Raw genomic sequence first — 17,272 nt, forward strand, 5'->3', positions numbered from 1 at the left:
GTGGCCGTCTATGTCCCTGATGTTGACGGCATCCCAGCTGCGGAGCTCATCGAGCTGCTCGGCTGGGAACTCGCGGACCGGTTCACCGAGGCAGAGAACGTACTCCTCGCTGAGGTGGCGCGCCGTGCCCAGCGGATCATCCTGCTGGAAGCGAAGGGCACGGAGACGGCTGACGTCGTCGCCCGCGCCCGGATCATGCAGGAGCTCGCCGTGGAACGGGCTGCAGCGCTCAGGTCGCTTCGTGATCTGTCGCGGAAGGTGGTTGCTGACCTTCGGGAGCAGGATCTCGCCGAATGGCTGGTGAACATCGCCGCGGAAGAGGGCTCAGCAGCCGCAGCAGCGCGGCTCAGGCTCGCCCGTCGACTCCCCAGGGCAATCACCCTCACGGGGTCGGCTACACAAGCTGTCGGCATGCTGATCCTCGACCTGTCGAACCGGCTGGCGGCGCTCGAGCAGCGCATCCTCCGTTACCCGCAGGACGTGTACCAGCAGGTCATCTCCGAGACGGCGCCATTCCGGCTCCTCGGCGTGCAGATGTCGGTCATCAACCAGCGCGCGGCAGTGCAGTCGTTCCTGTCGAAGGGCATCACCGGTTTCGTTGACCGGTCTGACCGTCGTTGGACGATCGGGTCGTACGCCGAAATGGCCGGCCGAACTGCAACGTCGCGTGCCTGGAATGACGCTGGTGTGTGGCGGATGCAGCAGTCGGGCATCAACCTTGTCACCGTCATCGGCTCGTTCGATGCCTGCCGGAAGTGCGCACCGTGGATCGGGAAGATCCTCTCCACGGATGGCGCCACGGGCACGATCATCCTGCCTCACGCCATCGAGAACCGGGCTGTGACCGTCACGATCGCCGGGACCGTCGAGGAAGCGAAAGCGGCTGGGTGGAATCACCCGAACTGCCGCGACCATCTCGCCGCGTACCTCCCTGGGCTGTCGGTTCCTCAGTCGGACTTCGAGTACAACGAGGCGGCTGAGAAGGAACGTGCGAAGCAGCGCGAACTGGAACGCGACGTCAGGGCGGCGAAACGCGACGAAGCCACCGCGATGGACGACATCAGCCGCGCCAAAGCGCACAAGGCGATCCGCGAAGGCCAAGCAGCCCTCCGGGACTTCACTAGCGAGACCGGACGGCTCAGGCAGTCGTACCGCGAACAGCTGCACTTCGCGGACGGAAGGAAGCCCTCATGAGCCTCGGCGCCCAGATCCAGAAAGCATGCGAGCGCGCCATCTACCTGTACGCCGACGAGCTCGACGATGCGAACGCAATTGCCAACCACATGGCCGCCGCAGCGCTGTCCGCGATCGCAGAGGAACCCGCGCACACGATCACTTCGATCTGGCAGGAGCGCTCAGGCGAGTACTCGTACCGATGCTCGTGCGGTCTCGTCGCAAAGCACCAACCCTTCGGGGACTTTACGCCTCATCCGTAGGCCCACATTCTCCACGTCGCGGCCGGCCCTGCACGTCACCGCGACGTGGACCCTACTGCTGGTAGAATTGAAACGGCCCCAAACCGGATGCGTCAACATCCGCCGGGGCCTAACCATCCATCAAGGTCTAGTTGATAGGAGGGCTGCGATGCAGTCTACCGAATGGCTCCCCGTCCACGGGCACGAAGGCGCATACGAGGTTTCAAGCGCAGGCGACGTGCGAAATGTAGTCACCGGGCGTGTACTGAAAGGCACCGCGAACGATGGCGGTTATCTCGCCGTCAAGTTGCGGCGAAGAGGTCACCTGGTTCACCGCCTCGTCGCGATTGCTTTTCTCGGCGCGCCAGAGGTTGGACAGGAGGTCTGTCATGGGAACGGCAACCCTGCGGATAACAGGGTCGAAAACCTCCGGTGGGGAACGCGCTCGGAAAACACCTCCGACCAGGTCCGACATGGAACACACAACCATTCGAGCCTTTCCTCGTGCCCGCAGGGCCACGACTACACCGTTGAAAACACGTATGTTCACCCTCAAGGCCGCTACAGGCGCTGTAGAACTTGCATGAGGCAGAGAGATGCCAACCGCGATCATTTGCGGGTCATGGTCGATGGAAAACAGACCAGAATCCGAAGAAGCTGATTGAAGCCCCCGCCACCACGGGGGCTTTTTTCATGCCCAAAACCTTCCCAGCGCAGGGCTGGGAGTCAACGAGCAGGAGGCTCATCGTGCCCACGCACAACCACACCACCCATGCAGCACGCACCACCGACGGCCTCGCGGTCATCGGACGCACGCTCCACGATCTCCGCGGCATCCGCTTCGCCGAGGGAGAAGGAGCAGGCGCACCGCCCGCAGAACAGCCGCCAGCAGCCCCCACGCCGCCCGTTCCCGTCCCGGCAGCACCTCCGGCACCCGCTGCCCCACCCGCGCCAACTCCCCCGCCTGCGGCACCGCCCATCAACTACAAGGGCGACCCCGACGAGTACGTTCGTGAGCTCCGCGCCGAGAACAAGACCGCGCGAGAAGCACGCGAAGCCGCCGAGGCAGCTGCCACGACCGCTCAGAAGGAGCGCGACGCACTCACCGCCGAACGCGACGCGCTCGCCCGGGAGAAACACCTCCTCCGCAACGCGCCCAAGCTCGGCGCCAACGCGGACCTGCTGCTCGATTCGTCGAGCTTCATGAAGACGTTCGCCGACGTCGACCTCTCCAAAGAGGACGACGTGAAGAAGGCGATCGAAGACGCGCTCGAGAGGAACTCGGCGTTCCGAACCGGACCTGCACTGCCGCCAACGAGTGGCGGCGGACACCAGGGCGGCTCACCCACCACACCCAAACCCACCCTCGACTCGGCTGTGAAAGCAGCCCTGACCCCGAGGTCCTAACTCCTAGAAGGAGATGAAATGCCCGTAACTATCGCAGAAGGTAAGTCGAACTCGACTACCGACCTGGATCTGGCGGTCATCGACGAGTTCCGCAAGGAATCAGCGATCATCGACTCGCTGATCTTCGATGACGCAGTCAACCCCGCCGGCGGAGGTGCCACGCTCACGTATGGCTACCGTCGCCTCCTCACTCAGCGTTCGGCCGCGTTCCGCGCACTGAACACCGAGTACACGCCCGAGCACGTCACCACCGAACAGAAGAGCGTGAACCTCACGCCCCTCGGTGGTTCGTTCGAGGTCGACCGTGTGATCGCGAAGATCGGCCCCGCCGCATCCAGCGCCGTCACGCTCAACATGTCGCAGACGATCAAGTCGACGCGCACGAAGTTCCAGGACGCCGTCATCAACGGCGACGTGGCCACGGACGCGAACGGCTTCGACGGCCTCGACAAGGCCCTCACCGGGTCCACCACGGAGACCGGCACCACGTCGGTCACCGACTGGTCCGACTTCGACACGAACCCTCGTGCGGAGCACAAGGCGCTCGACAAGATCGATGAGTTCCTGTCGCTCCTCGACGGCGTCCCGACGGTCATCCTCGGCAACGCTCGGGCACTCGCCCGTGTGCGTGCTGCGGCCCGTCGCGCCGGCCAGTACACGAAGGACCCCGTGGAGGACCTCATCGGTCCGAACGGTCGCCCGATCGAACGTGAAACGTACGGCGGCATCATCTTCGCCGACCCGGGCAACAAGCCTGGCACGAACAACCCGATCATCCCGATCCGTTCCGCGACCGTCGGCGGTGTCGCCTCCACCGGCCTCACCGACCTGTACGCGTACCGGGTCGGTATCGATGGCTTCCATGGTGTCTCCATCGTCGGCGGCCAGATCATCCAGTCGTGGCTTCCTGACTTCTCCGTCGCTGGTGCGGTCAAGAAGGGCGAGGTCGAGATGGGCCCCGTCGCCGTCGCACTCAAGGCGACGAAGGCGGCAGCGGTCCTCCGCAACGTGAAGGTGAGCTGACCATGACGAAGCAGAAGATCGAAACACCCGTCGAGGGGTTCAACGGCCTCGTCGCCGGTGTCCAGTTCGTCGACGGCGTCGGACACACGGACGACGAGGCGGCCCTCGGCTACTTCGACCGTCAGGGCTACAAGGTGTCCGGCAAGGTCGACGAGGAACGGGAGTTCCCGCTCGGTGACCCGTCGGACAAGTGGACGGTCAAGGAGCTCCGCGCCTACGCGAAGGACCGCAGCATCAGTGTTGCGGCCGACGTGAAGTCGAAGGAAGACCTCCTCAACGCGATCGCTCCCGGCGGCACCCCGTACAAGGGCGTCACCACTCCCGAGGGCGTCGCGCTCGTCAACGACAGCACCGACCCGAAGGACGACACGGTGAAGAACCAGGCCGACCTTCCGGAGAACGCCAAGTAGCACCCAGTTTCACCACTGGTCCCGTCGGGCTGGACATCCGTCCGGCGGGACCACCCCAAACTCAACACGGATGGAGGCTGATCGTGGCTTCACGCACCTACGCGACCCCCAGCGACTACTACGCGTTCACGGGAACGACGGGTGATGACGCGGTGATCGCTGCAGCGTTGCGTCGTGCGTCGCTCGTTGTGGAGTCGCTGGTTCGCCTGTCACGGTACGCGGTCGACGACGACGGCTACCCGACGGATGAGGATGTGTCGCAGGCGTTCACTGATGCGACGTGCGCTCAGGCCCAGTTCGTGCGCGACACGGGCTCGGACACGGGCGCTGACCCGAAGTTCCAGTCCATGTCCCTCGGCTCCCTGTCGCTGTCATCCACCCCGAAGGGCACCACAGCCCGCCAGAGCAGTTCAAGCGGCTCGTCCCGGTATGCGCCGGAGGCTGTGCAGATTCTTCGCACAGCGGGCCTCATGCAGTCGGCGGTCGCTCATGGCTGACCGGATCCCCGACGCACTCATGCCCCACCGGAACACGTCGTACAAGCCGTTCCTCGCCACCACGCCCACCGGGAAGAAGTACGGCCCCGCCGTCACCCCGGAACGGTGCCAGGTGGAAGAGAAGAACCGGCTCATCCGCAACAACCAGGGCAAGGAAGTCGTGTCCTCAACGACCGTCTACCTCGACCCCGACCACGTCGTCCCCGTCGGGTCCCTGTACCGGGTGCACATCGGCACCCCACACGAGAAGGAATCGACGGTCATCACGGCCGCGTTCCTCGACAACCCCAACGCCCCCTCCCATGTGGTGCTGATGCTCGAGTAGGTGATCCGGATGGGTGAATGGCGCGGCGGTCTCTTCGTCGAACTGCAAGCCCAAGCCGCAGCGATCGGCATCAACAAGGCAGCTGAACGGCTCCGGGCGTTGTCGCTCGCTGCAGCACCGCTCGACATTGGCACACTGCGCGGCTCAGCACAGGTTGAACCGGCGGACAGCGGCCACCTTGTCGCCGAAGTGTCCTACGACACCCCGTACGCGGTGATCCAGCACGAGGCGCTGAGCTTCCGGCACACGGTCGGCGGGGCGAAGTACCTCGAGGGCCCGCTTCGTGAGAACGGGCAGGAACTCACGGCGATCATCGCAGCAGAGATGGGGTCCTTTGATGGCTGACACCTACTTGCGACCGATCCTCACCGGGCTCGCCGAGCTCACACACGCGGCAGGCATCGGCGTGTACAGCGAAGACGGCTACCCGGAGGACATGGCCGGTTTCGCCGTCCAGTTCCAGCAGACACCGGAGTTCCCGGCACGGTGCATCACCTGGTCGTACTACGACGCCACCGACCGCACCGACGTCCGCCTGTCGTCCACGTTCGTGCAAGCACTCGTCCGCTCCCCCGATCTCCTCGAAGCCGTCGACAAGGTCGATGCCCTCTACGAACGCTTCCACCGCGCCGCCCACTTCGACGTCGGCAGCGTCCGCATCTCGAACATGGCCCGCATCTCCAACGGGTACCTCGGTTTCGACGACAACGGCCGACACCTGTTCTCTTCCAACTTCCGCCTGACGGGCACCCGAGCATTCGGGACTGACGTCACCGCGGGCTGAACGCGCGACGCCCGTCACGTGACCTCACAACACCCTCCGGAGCAGCACGCTCCCCAATCTGCACCGAAGGAGCAGAGATGACTACCCTCGCCAACATCAAGCCCACAGCGGGCGACAACGGCAACAGCTTCGAGTGGATCTGGGATGTGACCGCATCCCCCAACGTCGATCCGCGCGTCTACATCAACGTCCCCGACATCACCGGCCTCACCCCCACGGCGCCGCCCAAGCTCAAGGACGACACCACCTACGCCAACAAGGGCCAGACGTCGACCGCGAAGACCGGCGAGGACTGGACCATGCAGGTTCAGGTGAAGGGCGTCCGCGACAACACGGGCGAGTTCCAGCCGGAGCTCATCGTCCTCATCAACGCTGCGGACTCCGTCGGTCAGGCGAACGTCATCGGCTACCGGTACTACCACGCCACCTCGTCCGCGCTCGCCTACGAAGGCAGCGCGAGCGTCGAGTGGACGCGCGTGAACACCGGCAACGACGACACCGAGTTCTTCCAGTTCACCCTCACCAGCAAGGGCGACCGGAAGAAGATCACGAACCCGGCCCGCGCCGGCCTCGCACCGACGCTCACCTCCGCGCTCCCCTCCGGTGCTGCGGCTGGCGCCCAGATCACGATCAAGGGCACCGGGTTCTCCACCGTCACCGGCGCTGCTGGCGTGAAGATCGGCGGCACGAACGCGACGAGCTACGTGATCGTCGACGCGACGACCATCGTCGCCGTCCTCCCCGCTGGCACGGCTGGTTCCGCACCGGTCACCGTCACCAACCCGACCGGCGCATCCGCACCGCTCGCCTACACCCGCGCGTAACCCGCTCAACCCCTGCAGGGAGAGGAACACAGCATGAGCATCACCGCAACAGAACGAGGCATGAACCTCGCGCTCACGATCGGCGACGAGAGCGACAGCTTCACCGTCGTCATCCCGCCCGTGGGTGCGAAGGTCGGAACGATGCTGCTCGCCCTCTGGGCTGGCATCGCGTTCGGACAGTCCGACCAGGCCGACGTCGACGCGGAAGCCATGTCGCGCCTCGCAGTGGGTTCGGAGAACTGGGAAATCATCCAGGGATCCGAACCCACCGAGGACGGCAGCGCACCCCAGTACCCGGGGCTCCGCTGGGCTGTCGCCGACAAGGTCATCAACGCCGCGTTCTTCTGGAACTCGCAGGGCGGATCACTCGAGCAGGTCCAGGCTCTCCTCGACGAGAGCGCCGGTGGCTTCCCAAAAGCACAGGAGCTCCTGCTGAGGACGAACGGGCTGTGGGAAGAGTTCGAACTGTTGCAGACATTGCTCAGTGGGGCGTCGGAGAACCCGACCCCGTCACCGGACGATACCCCCGATACGAGTACCCCGAGTGGTACCGAAACGGCGTCCAGCAGCACGCTCGACCGGCTCCCGAACAGCAAAAGGTCGATCAACCAGTCCTGAAAGCCAAGACGCTGTGGACGCACATCCTCACCACATGGCACACCGTCACCGGCCCTGACCTGCAGCAGCAGTTCGGGATCGACGACCGCCCCCTGTTCTCTTCTGAACAGTGGGACGTCCCCTGGTGGTGGCTCCGTGCCCGCATTCTCGCCCTCCTCGATGAGGACACCCGGCTCACCCGAACGGTGGGGTCGCTGACAACTCAATAGCAGGGGGCCTCATGTCGTTCAACGCCGGTGAACTCGTCGCGAAGATCCGCCTCGACGGCAAGGCCCAGTTCGATCGTGACGTCGATGGTTCGGGGCAGAAGTTCACTGCAGCGCAGAAACTCGCCGACGCAGCAGGCAAGGGCGTCGCGTCCGCGTTCACGACCGCATCGGTCGGCATCGGTGTCGCCTCGGTCGCCTCGACGGCGTACATCGCTTCCCTGTTCAAGACCGGGGTGGCGTACAACACGCTGCAGCAGACCTCCCGTGCGGCCCTCAACACCCTCCTTGGCGGCGCAACGGCCGCGAACGCGCAGATGGACAAGCTCGACGCGTTCGCACGCAACAGCCCGTTCTCGAAGTCCGTGTTCATCTCCGCGCAGCAGCAGCTCATCGGCTTCGGCATGGAAGCGTCGAAGGTAATCCCGACCCTCAATGCTGTGCAGAACGCTGTCGCCGCTGTGGGCGGGTCGAACCAGGACATCGCCGGCATCGTCGAGATCATCGCGAAGATCGGTTCGTCGTCGAAGATCACCGCTGAGGACCTCAACCAGCTCGGCGGGTACGGCCTCGACGCTGCGACCCTCATCGGCACGTCGATGGGCAAGTCCGGTGCCGAAATCCGCGCCTCGATCACCGCCGGCACGCTCGGCGCCGGTGAGGCTGTAGATGCCCTCGTGGCTTCGATGGACTCCAAGTTCTCGGGTGCCGCGGCGAACGTGAAAAACACGTTCTCCGGCACGGTAGACCGCATCAAGGCTGCGTCTCGTGACATCGGTGCCGCGCTCGCGGAACCGTTCGTGTCCAAGAACGGCGGCGGACTGTTCGTCACCTGGGGCAACCAGATCGCGGACGTCATGCGCGCCGTCGAGAAGCACGTCACCCCCGTCGTCTCGATCCTCACCGGCCGGGCTCTCCCCGCGTTCGCTGGGATCACGCAGGAGCTCGACAAGGCCAAGATCTCCGTCGCATCGTGGGACTCTTCCTCGCTGAGCACGTTCCTCGACCAGGCGTCCGCGTACGGGCCGATCCTCGCCGGTGTTGCCGGTGGTGTCGCAGCCGTGAACTCTGGTCTCCTGTCGCAGATTCCCATCATCGGTTCGCTGTTCCCGAAGGTGAACCCGCTCGTCGGCGCTCTCGTCGGCGTTGCACTGTCGTCCAGCGAAGTGCGCTCCGCTGCGGCAGGTATGGTGCAGGCGTTGCAGCCGATCATCCCGATCGCGCAGCAAGTCGCCCGTGTCGTCGCTGGCGGGCTCAACGCAGCCCTCCCTGTCGCTGCAGGTGGAATCCGTCTCGTCTCCGATGTCGCCGGTCCGCTCCTGCAGATCCTCGCGCAGATCCCCGCCCCGGTTCTCGCCGGCGGCGCCGCGATGCTCGCATTCGGTGCAGCGACGAAGAAGCTCGGCGAGGACAACGGCGTACTGAACACTGCCCTGCAGGCTGGGGTCAAGGAAGCCACCGCGTTCGGAAGCACATGGCAGACCGCCCGCGTGTTCGCTGTTGGAGCTTCCGGTGACATCGAAGCCATGTCTGGTCGCACCGCTGCTCTCTCGTCGGTCATGGGCCGGGCGAAGGGCGCAGTCGCAGGGTTCGGCAACTCGCTCAAGGCCGCGTTCATCTCCAACCCGGTCGGGATCGCGCTCCTCGTCATCACCGGCGCCGTGGGGCTCCTCACCGCAGCACTCGGGGCCAACGCGGAGAAGGCACAGAAGGCCTCTGACGCCGCCGCGAGCCTCCGCAGCACACTGAACCAGACCACCGGCGAAGTGACCGCAGCGACGGCCGCGCAGGTCCGCCTCAACCTCGAGAACGATCGAGGGCGCGAGCTCGCGAAGAAGCTCGGCGTCTCGTTCGAGGACGTCGTCGGAGCCGCCAACGGCAACGCTGACGCATTCGACCGGGTCAAGCTCGCCGCCAACGGCTGGAACGCTGGCACGAGCGCATCTGTGAAGAACCTGTCCCCGCTGCAAGCCGCGATGGAGGGCACGGCAAACGCCGGGAACGACCTCGTCGGTTCGATCGAAGCGCAGATCAACGCGCAGGATCTCGCTCGTGAGGCACTCCGTGGCCAGATCAGGGCGCAGCGTGAAGCGATGGCGTCGCTCGACGACGTCGGTCGTGCGAATGCTCGGTTCGCCGACGCGATGAAGATCGTGTCCGACGAGACCCGGTCCGCCGAGGAGCGTGTCAATGCGCTTCGGCAGGCTCTCGACCTCCTCAAGGGCGGCTCGATCTCTGCAGAGCAGGCGCAGATCAACCTCTCCAAGTCCACATTGGATCTCAAGGAGATGCTCGCGCAGGCTGATGATGCCGGAACGCCACTCTGGCAGTCGTACGTCGATGGTGCAGGCAAGATCGACCTCAGTACGCGTGCCGGGATCGCTTTTGCTGAACAGCTCTCTTCCGCTCGCACCAAGATGCTCGAGGCCGCGACTTCGGCCAGCGACTACGCCAAGGCAAACGGGAACGCCGCAGGTGCGGCGCAAGCCGCGACCGATGCGGCTCAGGGCTATGTGGATGCTCTGCGAGAGACGATGCACCAAGCCGGGTTCACCGATGAGCAGATCCAGGGACTCATCGGCACATCTCTGGACGTGCCGAAGACGATCGGAATCCTGATCACGGATGACGGGACGATCACGGGCACCCAAGCCCAACTGATCAACCTCGCGAATCAAGTGCTAGCGACCCCGGACAAGACCATCACGATCACCGAACCAATGTCGCCGGCAATCATCCAGAACCTCAAGAACCTGGGGTTCACGGTCGACACTCTCCCAGACGGGTCTGTGCAGGTCACGGCGACTGGCATCGAATCCATCGAGCAGCAGCTCGCGGCACTGACGGTCACCCGCCATGCGCAGGTCGTCGTCGACATTCTCAACAAGACAGCGAGTGCGCTCGGGAACGCGAACGGTGGCCTCTACTCAGGCGCGCAGAAGGTGTTCGCGAACGGTGGTCTTGAGAACTACGTCCAGGCGTTCGCGTCTGGCGGGTTCCCGTCGGGGATCTACAAGGGTCGCCCGGGTGGGATCCACAAGTTCGCGGAACCCGAGGTTGGTTGGGAAGCGTACGTGTCGGGGAAACCTGGCATGGAGGCCCGCAACCGGCTGATCCTCACGGATGCGGCGAAACGTCTCGGCATGGAAGTGGTTCCCACGGGTGCTCAGCGCGCCACTGCGGCACCTTCCGTCGCCGGGGCTAACCCGGTGTCGTTCTCGCAGTCGCAGGCTGCTGTGGCGCCGCCCGCGCAGATCACGAACAACAACTACGCGGCACCTGCGATGGACGTCGACCACTTCGCCGAACTGGTGGCAAGCAAGATGGCGAGGAAGCTCCGATGATCACTGTCGAACTCCCCGGTCTCACGCTCACGAACCAAGCCGGTCAGGTCGCGGAGTACCTCCAAGACCTGATCGGCTGGTTCGACGGCGTCGACCTCGACACAAAGACCGTGCAGCGGCCCCGAGGGGACGGGTTCTTCGGCAACGCCCGCACCTACAAGTCGGGCCGGTTCGTGAGCGTCCTCGGGGCACGCGCGAACGTAGGCGATGATCTCGCCGTGTTCGACCTACAGGAACGCGTCATGGCGTTGCAGAACCTTGTCGGGCAGTTCCCGGTCTCGGTCACCAGCCCGAAGGGGACACTGACTGCGCAGGTGGAGCTCGGCGGTCAACCTCAGTTCAGCCTCATCCAGCAGGACGGGGTCGCTGAGTTCACGATCCCCCTGCTCGCACGGGACCCGCGGAAGTACGGCCCCGCGGAAGTCGCCGGACCGATGGGTGTCCCGACTGCTGGTGTCGGCATCCTCTCGCCCATCACCTCCCCGGTGACTACGGGCGCACCCGGTAACTCCGGTCAGGTCGTCACAACGAACACAGGCCGCGCTGAGACGTGGTCCGTGATCGACATCACAGGCGGGCTCAGCGGTGGGTTCGAGCTCACTTGCTCGACCGGCGCGATCGTCCGGTTCGAACGCGTCATCCCGAATGGCTCCACCGTCCATGTGGACTTGAAACGCATGACGGCTGTCCTCGATGGGCAGAACTCAGTCGGGTCGTACCTCACCCGACGAGAGTCCTGGTCCGTCCCTCCCGGCGGCTCCCGGACGATCCAGTTCAACCCGCTCGGTGTCGTCACTGGCACCCCCACCATCACGGCGTACACCTCGCCGGCGTACCTGTAGGAGGCACCCATTGGCACTCAAGACCGGTTTCCCCGCCGTTTCGGGGGCAACGCAGTTCCCCGACCTCCGACTGCTGTTCGCGGGCGACATCGTCTGCGACACGTCCGGCGTACCCCGCGCTGGGGTACTGCCGGCGAACTTCGACCCGATCGTCACCGGTCGCGCTGACCTCAAGGTCGACGTCGCTGCGATGTCGTACATCACCGTCCGCAGCGGCGGTGTGATCCGCGGCTACAACGACGGCGTCGCGCAGGTGACACTGCCTGCACTGCCGACCGCGAACTCACGCATCGACATCCTGTGGGTACGTCAGCCGATGGCCGCTTCTCCCACCTCTGACGGATCCGACGTCCCGCTGTTCGGGTGGACGACAGGTGTCGCATCCGCCACACCTGTGCGGCCGTCCACAGCGCTCCCAGCGGGTGCGTTGGAGATCGCCCAGGTGCAGGTCGCATTCAACGCCACGGCCACGAACGACGGCACGAAGGTCACAATCACCCAGACGGCGCCGCTCACGGCTTTCTCGGGCGGGATTGTCCCGTTCCGAAGCACGGCAGAGCGAGACACGTGGACGGCCGCTGCTGGTCAGTTCGCCGCAGTCAGCGGGAGGCTCTTCGTCTCCACCGGGTCAGGTTGGGTCAGTGGAGGTGCGCGGCGCCTCGGCAGCAACCGTCGAACCGCAGCGCTCGTGATCGCTGGCCAACCTGCATGGTCGGACGTCGTCACCCTGTCAGCCAATTCATCGGGTGGCCTGTGTGTGACGGACAGCAAAGTCCAGGTGTACAACGGCAACTCCGGATCCGCCCGGACAGCATCCTTCCGGGTGACGTGTGACGGCGTGCAGGTCGGCGACATCATCTCGATGGATGTCCCTCTGACGGCGGGCACGACCGGCTACCTGTTCGCGTTCGACTGGGAGTCCTCCCCCGCCGCAGGCGCTCACACCTGGGTTGTCCAGGCGCGCGCGTCGGCCGCTAGCGCGGTGTTCGTGTCCAACAGCGTGATGACAGTGACGGAGAACTGACCATGGCCTTCGACTGCTACACGCGCCCGGGAACACCGTTCGGGGCGAAGGGGCCGTTCTACGACCCGAAGATCGGCCACCGCGGCCAGGACTACTACGTTACCGGCGCAGGAATGCCCGTCGTCGCGTACGAGGACATGGTCATCGAGTACGTCGGATCGACGTCTGGTCTTGGAACCGTTGTTGGTGCTCGTCTCGCGAGTGACGGCAAGCACGCGGGGTGGGCTCACCTCAGGAACGTCCGCTCATTCGTGGGTGGGTGGGTTTCCGCCGGGACACAGTTCGCTGAGGTCGCCGGCGCAGGTGACCGCCCTGGTTCGCTCTGGGATGGCCCGCACATTCACACGACGCTCACTCCGGTCTCCTCGACCTCGTACGCGGCAGCGAACGGCAACACTCCACTCGAAGACCCTGCATCACGAATCGCGGCAGCCCGCATGGGTGCCGCCTCGGCAGGTCGTCCCATCATCCCCATCCCAGCAGAACAGGAGCCGGACATGGCTACAGGAGCATTCCCCCGAATTGGCAGCGGCGAAGGCAAAGACTCAATTTTCTTCCAGGACAGCCCCGGCGGCCCACTGCTGCCTCTGAGCGGTGCCGAGTGGGAGGCGTTCGCGGCCCAGGGCAACAAGTCGAAGGACTTCGACGCCCAGACCATCCAGGCACTCATGCGTCGTTGCGGAGTTGTCGTGCGAGACAAGGCCGGCCGCATCCAACGTGACGCGCTCGGCAAACCGCTCGTGAACTACCCCGGCTGACGCTGAAAGGGGACGCACATGCTCCGCTTCTTCGTCACCGACTTCGCCACGGGGAGGGTCCTCGAGACTCTCCCCGTGGAGTCCGGGTCATGGTCGGACCCCCTGAACGCTGCGGAGAGCATGAGCGCGAGCTTCGACACGGATGATCCGGACACTCGTGCTCTGGATCTGTGGAACCTCACCACCCGCGGTAAGCATGCGCTCGGCGTGGCTGAGGGCGAGGTGGTCCTCGCCTACGGCCCGATCTGGTCCGCGAAGTACAGCCGTGACAGCGGAACCTTCGACATCGACGCTCTCGGCGTCGCCTCGTACTTCGACCACCGCAACATCATCCCCGTCGTCGCGAAGACCATTGGCGTGGACAAGTTCGTGATCCCCGACCCGACAGATGCGTCGAAGACGGTAGCGAACCCTGCAGTGGGCACGTACCTCAAGAATCTGTCGTATGGGACGATCGCGAAACGGTGGTTGCAGCAGGCGATGGCGTGGACGGGCGGGGCTATCCCGCTCGTGTTCCAGGCGGACGAGGTCGGCGTGTTCGAGCGCAACTTCGAGGGTGCCGACTTCAAGGGCATCTGGGAGGCCATCAACCAGCTGCAGAACGTCGAGGAGGGCGTGGAGACGAACTTCAAGACACGGTTCATCAACAACGGCCTGTTCGTCGAGACCCTGTTCGAAACGGGCACGCTCGCGCAACCTCTGATTACGTCCACGTCGAAGCACCGGTGGGACGTCACGGGTGAGGAGTCCCCTGTGACGAAGTTCGAGCGCGTGGATGATGCCACCAACCTCGGCTCGGTCGCATGGAACACTGGCGGGCGGTCGCAGGAGAAGGTGCTCGTCGCTCGAGCAGTGTCGGACGAGCTGGTGAACGCGGGCTATCCACTCATGGAGCTTGTCGACTCGGCGCACACGAGCGTGTCTGAGCAGAGCACTCTGGATACCCAGTCCGTCAGGTCGCTGCAGGTCGGTTCACGACCGCGCGAGACGTGGTCATTCGATGTTCGGACCGACGTGGAACCGTTGGTTGGCACGTACACGACCGGCGACTTCTGCGAGCTCGCCTTCGCAGCTGGCGCCGATCCGATCGTCCCTGGCGGCGACTACCAGCACCGCATCGTTGGCCTGTCCGGGGACCTTGGGTCCGACACGATCCGCGTGTACTGCGCACCAAAGATGGGGACCTGATGAGCCTATACAGCGCCCCCGACATTGGCCCGTTCGATCATGTGAACCGGGCCAAGGACGCGTCTGACGCTGCGCAGAAGGAGCTGCAGCGTCCCGCCGGCGGGCAATGGGCGTCCCTGTTCCTGCAAGTGCAGACCGCGCTGGCGAACATCACCTCCACGGTGACCGCTGCGATCGCTTCCTTGTCCTACACGAAGAGCGAGATCGACGGGCGAATCGCATCCCCGGGCGCCATCTCACCCTCGACGGTGTCGGCTTCGGGCAGCGTTTCTGGTTCGACCGGCACGTTCAACGGCGGCGTGTTCTCCACTGACGCCCGGAACTTCGTCGTGGTCACGAACTACGCGGCCAGTTGGATCGACGTCAACGGTCACTTCGGTATCAGTCCGTCGTCGCGCCGGTTCAAGCAGGACATCGAAACGTGGTCTCCGGATCTCGCGCTGCTGTTCTCGAAGCTGCGAGCCGTCCGCTTCCGGTACAACATCTCGGATCAGCCCATCGGTCTCGACGCTCACGGCAATCCGATCCTCGGCCCGCACCCGGATCCCGGCCTCGGCCCGCTGCAGTACGGGTTCATCGCTGAGGAGCTCGTCGAAGCAGGGCTCGAACAGTTCACGTTCAAGGACGCCGACGGCCTGGTCATGGGCATCAACTACGACCGGCTCGTCGTCCCGCTCTTCGCCGCGATCCAAGCGCAACAGTCCACCCTCGATGACCTCCTCCAACGTGTAGAGGCGCTGGAAGGCGGCTCCGGTGGCAGCTGAGGATGAGGCGGGAGCGGCCGCACTGTTTCGCCTGTTGCGCGAGGACCTTCTCGCGTTTCGGACAGAGATGGGGCAACGCCTCGATCGCCTTGTCACTCAGGAATCGTTCTCCGCGGAGCAGAAGCGCGTCGACGGCCGATTCGCCGAACACGCACAGGACATCACGGACATCACCGCCGCCTGGAAAGAAGCCGTCGCAGCTGAGGCAACCGCCCGGGCTCTTGCTGATGCGGCCGAAGCGACTGCGCGGAAGACCGTGACCGAGGACTTGCAGAAGCGGGCGACGGTAACCGGCCTCTGGGTTCGTTGGGGCGTCGGTCTCATCATCGGCATCCCCGGAGCCTTGGGCGCCATCTACGGCATCGTCAACGCGATCGGGAGAGGGTGACGAGCATGCTCGAGCGCCTCAAAAGAGCATGGCGGTGGACGTATCCGCCGATCCTGGTGTTCTTCCTCATCGTGGGGACGGTCACTGGCGGGATCCTGATTCAACGCTCGCTGTCGAACGAGTCGAGCATCAAGCAGTTGACGGCGGATAGCGCCCGGGATCAGTCGGCGATCGACGCGCTCGCGTTGAAACTCGACCAGGCGAACAGCCGCCTTGAGGGCGCAGGCCTTCCACCTGTATCCGTTCCAGTCCCCACGCAATCATCCGGCGCCGAGGGCAAGCCGGGCCGCCCGCCGACGGCGCAGGAGATCGCCGAAGCGATAGCCACATACTGCGCAGCTGGCGCATGCCGAGGCGCTGACAGCGCAGCAGTGACGTCAGAGCAGATGACGGCCGCAGTTGCCGCGTACTGCGCTGACGGGCGATGCCTCGGCGAGGACGGAACCAACGGCGACGACGGCGCCGCCGGCACCAAAGGTGACCAAGGGCCCGTCGGAGCGACCGGCGCGCCCGCTCCTCTCATCTCCGGCGTTCAGTGTCAGGACGACGGTTCCTGGCTGTTCACGTTCGACAACTTCTCAACGATCACCGTCACCGGCCCGTGCCGCGTGGATCCGATCATCCCAACCCCAGGAGGCACCCCATGAAGTTCACCACTGACGACAAGAAGCTCCTCGACGCCGCCACCCGGGCGAGCATCCGCACGTTCGCGCAGGTCGCCGAGGCACAGCTCGCGCTGGCCACGGTTGCCGGCGGCGTACTGGCGATCACGGACCTCGCTGACCTGAACTGGGTGCTCCTCCTCGGGACGCTCGGCGCGATCGGTCTGACGTCGGCGTACGCTGCGCTGCGGTCGTATCTGTCGATCGTCGCGAAGGGTCTCCCGGAGGCGTACGTGGCCGCTGCGAAGGACGAGATCCTTGCCGGGCAGGCGGAGCTCACCCCGCTTGAGCAGTTCGCTGACACGCAGGCTGCCGTGGCGCGTGTGGGTCGGCATGCTGGGGCTGAGGAGTCCTCGTGACCCTGGTCACTGTCTCTGACGCTGACCTGCTGGCCCTTGGTGGGGCGTTGCCTCGTCAGGGGTTTCTGCAGGTGTGGCGGGTGACGGGTGTTGCCGGGAAGTTGGACTTCGCGAAGGAAGCGGAGTATCCGGTCCGCGGGGCAGTGTCGTTCAGCATCGACCCGGCTGGGGCGATGGCTCACCGGCTCGCTCCTCGTGGCGTTCCTGCGATCTCTGAGCAGTGGTTGGTCACCGTCCCGAACGTGGACACGATCACCCTGTCCGGGCTGGTCACGGCGCACAGTGTCGACCCGTCGACGCTGCAACCTCTGAATCCTCTTCCGCCGTCTGCGGCCGAGATCCTGGCGGATGCATCGGATGCCCGTGACGTCGCTGTTGGTGTCTCCACGGGTCTCCCTGCGGCTGCTGCGACCGCCGTGGGGGCACAGGTTCAG

22 protein-coding genes are annotated in these 17,272 nt (G+C 65.1%); all 22 read left to right on the plus strand.

Annotated elements, in window-relative coordinates; genetic code table 11:
• Entirely contained in the window at positions 1-1,194 is a 1,194-nt protein-coding gene (locus tag ACQ3HB_RS20385; protein WP_430922674.1) for a phage minor capsid protein, read from the plus strand.
• Entirely contained in the window at positions 1,191-1,436 is a 246-nt protein-coding gene (locus ACQ3HB_RS20390) for a hypothetical protein (protein ID WP_430922675.1), read from the plus strand. The genes ACQ3HB_RS20385 and ACQ3HB_RS20390 overlap by 4 nt, the downstream gene beginning before the upstream one ends.
• A 148-nt stretch (positions 1,437-1,584) precedes the next feature.
• Positions 1,585-2,076 (plus strand): NUMOD4 motif-containing HNH endonuclease, encoded by a 492-nt coding sequence (locus ACQ3HB_RS20395; protein WP_430922676.1) that lies wholly within the window; start codon positions 1,585-1,587, stop codon positions 2,074-2,076.
• An 86-nt stretch (positions 2,077-2,162) separates the two neighbouring features.
• A complete protein-coding gene (locus ACQ3HB_RS20400) occupies positions 2,163-2,822 on the plus strand; it encodes a hypothetical protein (protein ID WP_430922677.1) in 660 nt (219 codons plus the stop codon).
• Positions 2,823-2,840: 18 nt separating this feature from the next.
• The gene (locus tag ACQ3HB_RS20405; protein ID WP_430922678.1) at positions 2,841-3,845 is read left to right on the plus strand and encodes a major capsid protein; all 1,005 of its coding nucleotides are present in this window, start codon (positions 2,841-2,843) and stop codon (positions 3,843-3,845) included.
• A 2-nt stretch (positions 3,846-3,847) separates the two neighbouring features.
• On the plus strand, positions 3,848-4,255 hold the full coding sequence (locus tag ACQ3HB_RS20410) for an Ish1 domain-containing protein (RefSeq protein WP_430922679.1): 408 nt from the start codon (positions 3,848-3,850) through the stop codon (positions 4,253-4,255).
• A gap of 83 nt (positions 4,256-4,338) precedes the next feature.
• Positions 4,339-4,752: a hypothetical protein gene (locus ACQ3HB_RS20415; protein ID WP_430922680.1), complete on the plus strand. Its 414-nt coding sequence runs from the start codon at positions 4,339-4,341 to the stop codon at positions 4,750-4,752.
• Positions 4,745-5,077 carry a hypothetical protein gene (locus ACQ3HB_RS20420; RefSeq protein ID WP_430922681.1) on the plus strand — a complete coding sequence of 111 codons (333 nt, stop codon included), beginning with the start codon at positions 4,745-4,747 and terminating at the stop codon, positions 5,075-5,077. The genes ACQ3HB_RS20415 and ACQ3HB_RS20420 overlap by 8 nt, the downstream gene beginning before the upstream one ends.
• A gap of 9 nt (positions 5,078-5,086) precedes the next feature.
• The gene (locus tag ACQ3HB_RS20425; protein WP_430922682.1) at positions 5,087-5,422 is read left to right on the plus strand and encodes a hypothetical protein; all 336 of its coding nucleotides are present in this window, start codon (positions 5,087-5,089) and stop codon (positions 5,420-5,422) included.
• The gene (locus tag ACQ3HB_RS20430) at positions 5,415-5,861 is read left to right on the plus strand and encodes a minor capsid protein (protein WP_430922683.1); all 447 of its coding nucleotides are present in this window, start codon (positions 5,415-5,417) and stop codon (positions 5,859-5,861) included. Before ACQ3HB_RS20425 ends, ACQ3HB_RS20430 begins: the two co-directional genes overlap by 8 nt.
• Before the next feature lie 77 nt (positions 5,862-5,938).
• Positions 5,939-6,685: a phage tail tube protein gene (locus ACQ3HB_RS20435; protein ID WP_430922684.1), complete on the plus strand. Its 747-nt coding sequence runs from the start codon at positions 5,939-5,941 to the stop codon at positions 6,683-6,685.
• 33 nt (positions 6,686-6,718) lie between these two features.
• Entirely contained in the window at positions 6,719-7,303 is a 585-nt protein-coding gene (locus ACQ3HB_RS20440) for a hypothetical protein (RefSeq protein WP_430922685.1), read from the plus strand.
• A 220-nt stretch (positions 7,304-7,523) separates the two neighbouring features.
• Positions 7,524-10,853 (plus strand): tape measure protein, encoded by a 3,330-nt coding sequence (locus ACQ3HB_RS20445; RefSeq protein WP_430922686.1) that lies wholly within the window; start codon positions 7,524-7,526, stop codon positions 10,851-10,853.
• Positions 10,850-11,695 carry a phage tail family protein gene (locus ACQ3HB_RS20450; RefSeq protein ID WP_430922687.1) on the plus strand — a complete coding sequence of 282 codons (846 nt, stop codon included), beginning with the start codon at positions 10,850-10,852 and terminating at the stop codon, positions 11,693-11,695. Before ACQ3HB_RS20445 ends, ACQ3HB_RS20450 begins: the two co-directional genes overlap by 4 nt.
• Before the next feature lie 10 nt (positions 11,696-11,705).
• Complete coding sequence (locus ACQ3HB_RS20455; RefSeq protein WP_430922688.1) at positions 11,706-12,719, plus strand: hypothetical protein; 1,014 nt, start codon at positions 11,706-11,708, stop codon at positions 12,717-12,719.
• Between the two features lie 2 nt (positions 12,720-12,721).
• Positions 12,722-13,477 (plus strand): peptidoglycan DD-metalloendopeptidase family protein, encoded by a 756-nt coding sequence (locus ACQ3HB_RS20460; RefSeq protein ID WP_430922689.1) that lies wholly within the window; start codon positions 12,722-12,724, stop codon positions 13,475-13,477.
• Between the two features lie 18 nt (positions 13,478-13,495).
• Positions 13,496-14,665 carry a hypothetical protein gene (locus ACQ3HB_RS20465; RefSeq protein ID WP_430922690.1) on the plus strand — a complete coding sequence of 390 codons (1,170 nt, stop codon included), beginning with the start codon at positions 13,496-13,498 and terminating at the stop codon, positions 14,663-14,665.
• Complete coding sequence (locus ACQ3HB_RS20470; protein WP_430922691.1) at positions 14,665-15,429, plus strand: tail fiber domain-containing protein; 765 nt, start codon at positions 14,665-14,667, stop codon at positions 15,427-15,429. Before ACQ3HB_RS20465 ends, ACQ3HB_RS20470 begins: the two co-directional genes overlap by 1 nt.
• A 67-nt stretch (positions 15,430-15,496) precedes the next feature.
• Positions 15,497-15,817 carry a hypothetical protein gene (locus ACQ3HB_RS20475; RefSeq protein WP_430922692.1) on the plus strand — a complete coding sequence of 107 codons (321 nt, stop codon included), beginning with the start codon at positions 15,497-15,499 and terminating at the stop codon, positions 15,815-15,817.
• A gap of 5 nt (positions 15,818-15,822) precedes the next feature.
• Positions 15,823-16,464, plus strand: a complete 642-nt coding sequence (locus tag ACQ3HB_RS20480) for a hypothetical protein (RefSeq protein WP_430922693.1) — start codon at positions 15,823-15,825, stop codon at positions 16,462-16,464.
• Positions 16,461-16,838: a hypothetical protein gene (locus ACQ3HB_RS20485; protein ID WP_430922694.1), complete on the plus strand. Its 378-nt coding sequence runs from the start codon at positions 16,461-16,463 to the stop codon at positions 16,836-16,838. The genes ACQ3HB_RS20480 and ACQ3HB_RS20485 overlap by 4 nt, the downstream gene beginning before the upstream one ends.
• On the plus strand, positions 16,835-17,272 hold a 438-nt coding region (locus ACQ3HB_RS20490; protein WP_430922695.1), incomplete at its 3' end, for a hypothetical protein. The genes ACQ3HB_RS20485 and ACQ3HB_RS20490, both read left to right, overlap by 4 nt.

Source organism: Plantibacter lichenum (assembly GCF_050587525.1).
Taxonomy (GTDB): domain Bacteria; phylum Actinomycetota; class Actinomycetes; order Actinomycetales; family Microbacteriaceae; genus Plantibacter.

Excerpts from the sequence above, each read along its gene's own strand:
- ACQ3HB_RS20390 (WP_430922675.1), top strand. The coding sequence starts at position 1,191 with ATGAGCCTCGGCGCCCAGATCCAGAAAGCATGCGAGCGCGCCATCTAC.
- ACQ3HB_RS20395 (WP_430922676.1), top strand. The coding sequence starts at position 1,585 with ATGCAGTCTACCGAATGGCTCCCCGTCCACGGGCACGAAGGCGCATAC.
- ACQ3HB_RS20405 (WP_430922678.1), top strand. The coding sequence starts at position 2,841 with ATGCCCGTAACTATCGCAGAAGGTAAGTCGAACTCGACTACCGACCTG.
- ACQ3HB_RS20410 (WP_430922679.1), top strand. The coding sequence starts at position 3,848 with ATGACGAAGCAGAAGATCGAAACACCCGTCGAGGGGTTCAACGGCCTC.
- ACQ3HB_RS20420 (WP_430922681.1), top strand. The coding sequence starts at position 4,745 with ATGGCTGACCGGATCCCCGACGCACTCATGCCCCACCGGAACACGTCG.
- ACQ3HB_RS20425 (WP_430922682.1), top strand. The coding sequence starts at position 5,087 with ATGGGTGAATGGCGCGGCGGTCTCTTCGTCGAACTGCAAGCCCAAGCC.
- ACQ3HB_RS20430 (WP_430922683.1), top strand. The coding sequence starts at position 5,415 with ATGGCTGACACCTACTTGCGACCGATCCTCACCGGGCTCGCCGAGCTC.
- ACQ3HB_RS20435 (WP_430922684.1), top strand. The coding sequence starts at position 5,939 with ATGACTACCCTCGCCAACATCAAGCCCACAGCGGGCGACAACGGCAAC.
- ACQ3HB_RS20440 (WP_430922685.1), top strand. The coding sequence starts at position 6,719 with ATGAGCATCACCGCAACAGAACGAGGCATGAACCTCGCGCTCACGATC.
- ACQ3HB_RS20445 (WP_430922686.1), top strand. The coding sequence starts at position 7,524 with ATGTCGTTCAACGCCGGTGAACTCGTCGCGAAGATCCGCCTCGACGGC.
- ACQ3HB_RS20450 (WP_430922687.1), top strand. The coding sequence starts at position 10,850 with ATGATCACTGTCGAACTCCCCGGTCTCACGCTCACGAACCAAGCCGGT.
- ACQ3HB_RS20460 (WP_430922689.1), top strand. The coding sequence starts at position 12,722 with ATGGCCTTCGACTGCTACACGCGCCCGGGAACACCGTTCGGGGCGAAG.
- ACQ3HB_RS20465 (WP_430922690.1), top strand. The coding sequence starts at position 13,496 with ATGCTCCGCTTCTTCGTCACCGACTTCGCCACGGGGAGGGTCCTCGAG.
- ACQ3HB_RS20470 (WP_430922691.1), top strand. The coding sequence starts at position 14,665 with ATGAGCCTATACAGCGCCCCCGACATTGGCCCGTTCGATCATGTGAAC.
- ACQ3HB_RS20475 (WP_430922692.1), top strand. The coding sequence starts at position 15,497 with ATGGGGCAACGCCTCGATCGCCTTGTCACTCAGGAATCGTTCTCCGCG.
- ACQ3HB_RS20480 (WP_430922693.1), top strand. The coding sequence starts at position 15,823 with ATGCTCGAGCGCCTCAAAAGAGCATGGCGGTGGACGTATCCGCCGATC.
- ACQ3HB_RS20485 (WP_430922694.1), top strand. The coding sequence starts at position 16,461 with ATGAAGTTCACCACTGACGACAAGAAGCTCCTCGACGCCGCCACCCGG.